This window comes from Martelella sp. FOR1707 (assembly GCF_053484265.1).
This window is the reverse complement of sequence record NZ_JBAKFP010000015.1, coordinates 2,751-6,149: the sequence shown is the minus strand read 5'-3', so window position 1 is coordinate 6,149 and position 3,399 is coordinate 2,751. Positions and strand designations below refer to the sequence as shown.

Sequence of the window (3,399 nt, the reverse complement as noted above, 5' to 3'; positions counted from 1 at the left end):
AAGGTTTCCGTCGATTCTTACTGAGGCAACGGAAGTTGTCTTTCGGTAATTTGAACAACACAAGCGTTAGCGAAAGCAACGTTAGTGAACGTGATTAGCTTGGATAAAATTCTCATTTCAACTTGAGAGTTTGATCCTGGCTCAGGACGAACGCTGGCGGCAGGCTTAACACATGCAAGTCGAACGATCCTTCGGGATAGTGGCAGACGGGTGAGTAACGCGTGGGAATCTACCTTTTGGTACGGAATAGCTCCGGGAAACTGGAATTAATACCGTATGTGTCCTTCGGGAGAAAGATTTATCGCCAAGAGATGAGCCCGCGTTTGATTAGGTAGTTGGTGGGGTAATGGCCTACCAAGCCGACGATCAATAGCTGGTCTGAGAGGATGATCAGCCACATTGGGACTGAGACACGGCCCAAACTCCTACGGGAGGCAGCAGTGGGGAATATTGGACAATGGGCGCAAGCCTGATCCAGCCATGCCGCGTGAGTGATGAAGGCCCTAGGGTTGTAAAGCTCTTTCGCCGGTGAAGATAATGACTGTAGCCGGTAAAGAAGCCCCGGCTAACTTCGTGCCAGCAGCCGCGGTAATACGAAGGGGGCTAGCGTTGTTCGGAATTACTGGGCGTAAAGCGCACGTAGGCGGACATTTAAGTCAGGGGTGAAATCCCGGAGCTCAACTCCGGAACTGCCTTTGATACTGGGTGTCTCGAGTATGGAAGAGGTAAGTGGAATTGCGAGTGTAGAGGTGAAATTCGTAGATATTCGCAGGAACACCAGTGGCGAAGGCGGCTTACTGGTCCATTACTGACGCTGAGGTGCGAAAGCGTGGGGAGCAAACAGGATTAGATACCCTGGTAGTCCACGCCGTAAACGATGATAGCTAGCCGTCGGTGTGCATGCATATCGGTGGCGCAGTTAACGCATTAAGCTATCCGCCTGGGGAGTACGGTCGCAAGATTAAAACTCAAAGGAATTGACGGGGGCCCGCACAAGCGGTGGAGCATGTGGTTTAATTCGAAGCAACGCGCAGAACCTTACCAGCCCTTGACATTTGGTGCTACCTCGAGAGATCGAGGGTTCCTTCGGGACGCCAGGACAGGTGCTGCATGGCTGTCGTCAGCTCGTGTCGTGAGATGTTGGGTTAAGTCCCGCAACGAGCGCAACCCTCGCCCCTAGTTGCCAGCATTTAGTTGGGCACTCTAGGGGGACTGCCAGTGATAAGCTGGAGGAAGGTGGGGATGACGTCAAGTCCTCATGGCCCTTACGGGCTGGGCTACACACGTGCTACAATGGTGGTGACAGTGGGCAGCGAGCACGCGAGTGTGAGCTAATCTCCAAAAGCCATCTCAGTTCGGATTGCACTCTGCAACTCGGGTGCATGAAGTTGGAATCGCTAGTAATCGCGGATCAGCATGCCGCGGTGAATACGTTCCCGGGCCTTGTACACACCGCCCGTCACACCATGGGAGTTGGTTCTACCCGAAGGCGCTGCGCTAACCGCAAGGAGGCAGGCGACCACGGTAGGGTCAGCGACTGGGGTGAAGTCGTAACAAGGTAGCCGTAGGGGAACCTGCGGCTGGATCACCTCCTTTCTAAGGAAGCGATCTTTTTGGCTTCGGCCTAAAGAACGCTTGTTAGAACAAAGATCGGATAGTCAATCTGATCAAAACACATAGGCCGGTCATCTTCGGATGATACGGTATCGGCAAAGTCCGCTTGCCACGTTTCTCTTTCTTGAAAGTCATCTAAGGATAACGACTTGTTGGTCGTTTGGTTTGGACCTCAGGCCGACCGGCCGTCGCCGATCGTACGGCGCCCCGTCCGGAGCGAAGCAGCGTAAGCTGCGGCAGCGTGAGGACAGAAAATGGGCCCGTAGCTCAGTTGGTTAGAGCACACGCTTGATAAGCGTGGGGTCGGAAGTTCAAGTCTTCCCGGGCCCACCATTGGCTACAGGATACGAAATCGGGGCTATAGCTCAGCTGGGAGAGCACCTGCTTTGCAAGCAGGGGGTCAGCGGTTCGATCCCGCTTAGCTCCACCAAGGACTGGCGCTTTTGTAGCAGCCGGTTTGATGACTTTCTGGAAAAAAGGTTTGCATGACCCTTTCGAGGGTGATGCCTGTTGAATGTTACATTGTGAAGAGAAGATATGTCTGGAGGCTTCCAGGTGATCAGGTTCAGGCCTGGTCGTTCGGAGCTGAACCCATTGACGGCATTGAAGGTCTAGCCGGCCGGAGATGAGAGAGGGTTTGGTTTTGGAAGGAAGCTCTGTCTGTAACGACGATCTGTTGTTTGAGGGACTTGTCCTTCATCTGACGGATGCGTTGGATTGATGCGCCTGACCGCACATCATCGGACATTATCTCGAGAAGCTGGTCTAAAAAGACGAATGTCTTTTTAGTTCTTTTATCGCTCACGGATGAGCGGCCCTTCGGGCCTATCCTCCGCGGGGGCGGCGAACTTTCGCCGACGCGCGCTTGCGCTACGAAGAACGAAAAGAAACATTCAGTCTTACAAAATTAAGACTGCCGACTTTGTTGGGTCGGTGGTCAGATCGTGTTGGTGGCATCGGCCGGGGTTATACAAAAGGCCCGGTCAAAGAGATGAACATCAGCAATGAGAACGATCAAGTGTCTTAAGGGCATTTGGTGGATGCCTTGGTATGCACAGGCGATGAAGGACGTGATACGCTGCGAAAAGCCGTGGGGAGCTGCGAATAAGCTTTGATCCATGGATATCCGAATGGGGAAACCCACCTTAGATATCTAGAAAATTTAAGGTGTTCTTCGTTGAACATCTTATCTTTCTAGATATCGCTATAAGGTATCTTAACTTGAATACATAGGGTTAAGAAGCGAACGCGGGGAACTGAAACATCTAAGTACCCGTAGGAAAGGACATCAATCGAGACTCCGCAAGTAGTGGCGAGCGAACGCGGATCAGGCCAGTGGCAATGATGAATAAAGCAGAACAGGTTGGGAAGCCTGGCACTATGGGTGATAGCCCCGTATGCGTAGAATAGTCATTGTCCTTGAGTAGGGCGGGACACGTGAAATCCTGTCTGAACATGGGGCGACCACGCTCCAAGCCTAAGTACTCGTGCATAACCGATAGCGAACCAGTACCGTGAGGGAAAGGTGAAAAGCACCCCGACAAGGGGAGTGAAAGAGAACCTGAAACCGGATGCCTACAAACAGTCGGAGCCCGCAAGGGTGACGGCGTACCTTTTGTATAATGGGTCAACGACTTAGTGTAACGAGCAAGCTTAAGCCGATAGGTGTAGGCGTAGCGAAAGCGAGTCTTAATAGGGCGTCTTAGTTCGTTGCATTAGACCCGAAACCGAGTGATCTAGCCATGAGCAGGTTGAAGGTTGGGTAACACCAACTGGAGGACCGGG

The 3,399-nt window shown here is 52.5% G+C and carries 2 tRNA genes and 2 rRNA genes (1 of these 4 cut by a window edge); all 4 read left to right on the top strand.

What is annotated here, in order from left to right:
* Positions 1 to 118: 118 nt before the first annotated feature.
* Positions 119 to 1,596, top strand: a 16S ribosomal RNA gene (locus V6765_RS24035).
* Between the two features lie 274 nt (positions 1,597 to 1,870).
* Positions 1,871 to 1,947 (top strand) — tRNA-Ile (locus tag V6765_RS24030).
* A 21-nt stretch (positions 1,948 to 1,968) separates the two neighbouring features.
* A tRNA-Ala gene (locus V6765_RS24025) sits at positions 1,969 to 2,044 on the top strand.
* Between the two features lie 582 nt (positions 2,045 to 2,626).
* Positions 2,627 to 3,399: ribosomal RNA gene (locus V6765_RS24020) — 23S ribosomal RNA — on the top strand (it continues 2,125 nt past the right edge of the window).
* The 16S and 23S rRNA genes sit together here with 2 tRNA genes alongside, the layout of an rRNA operon.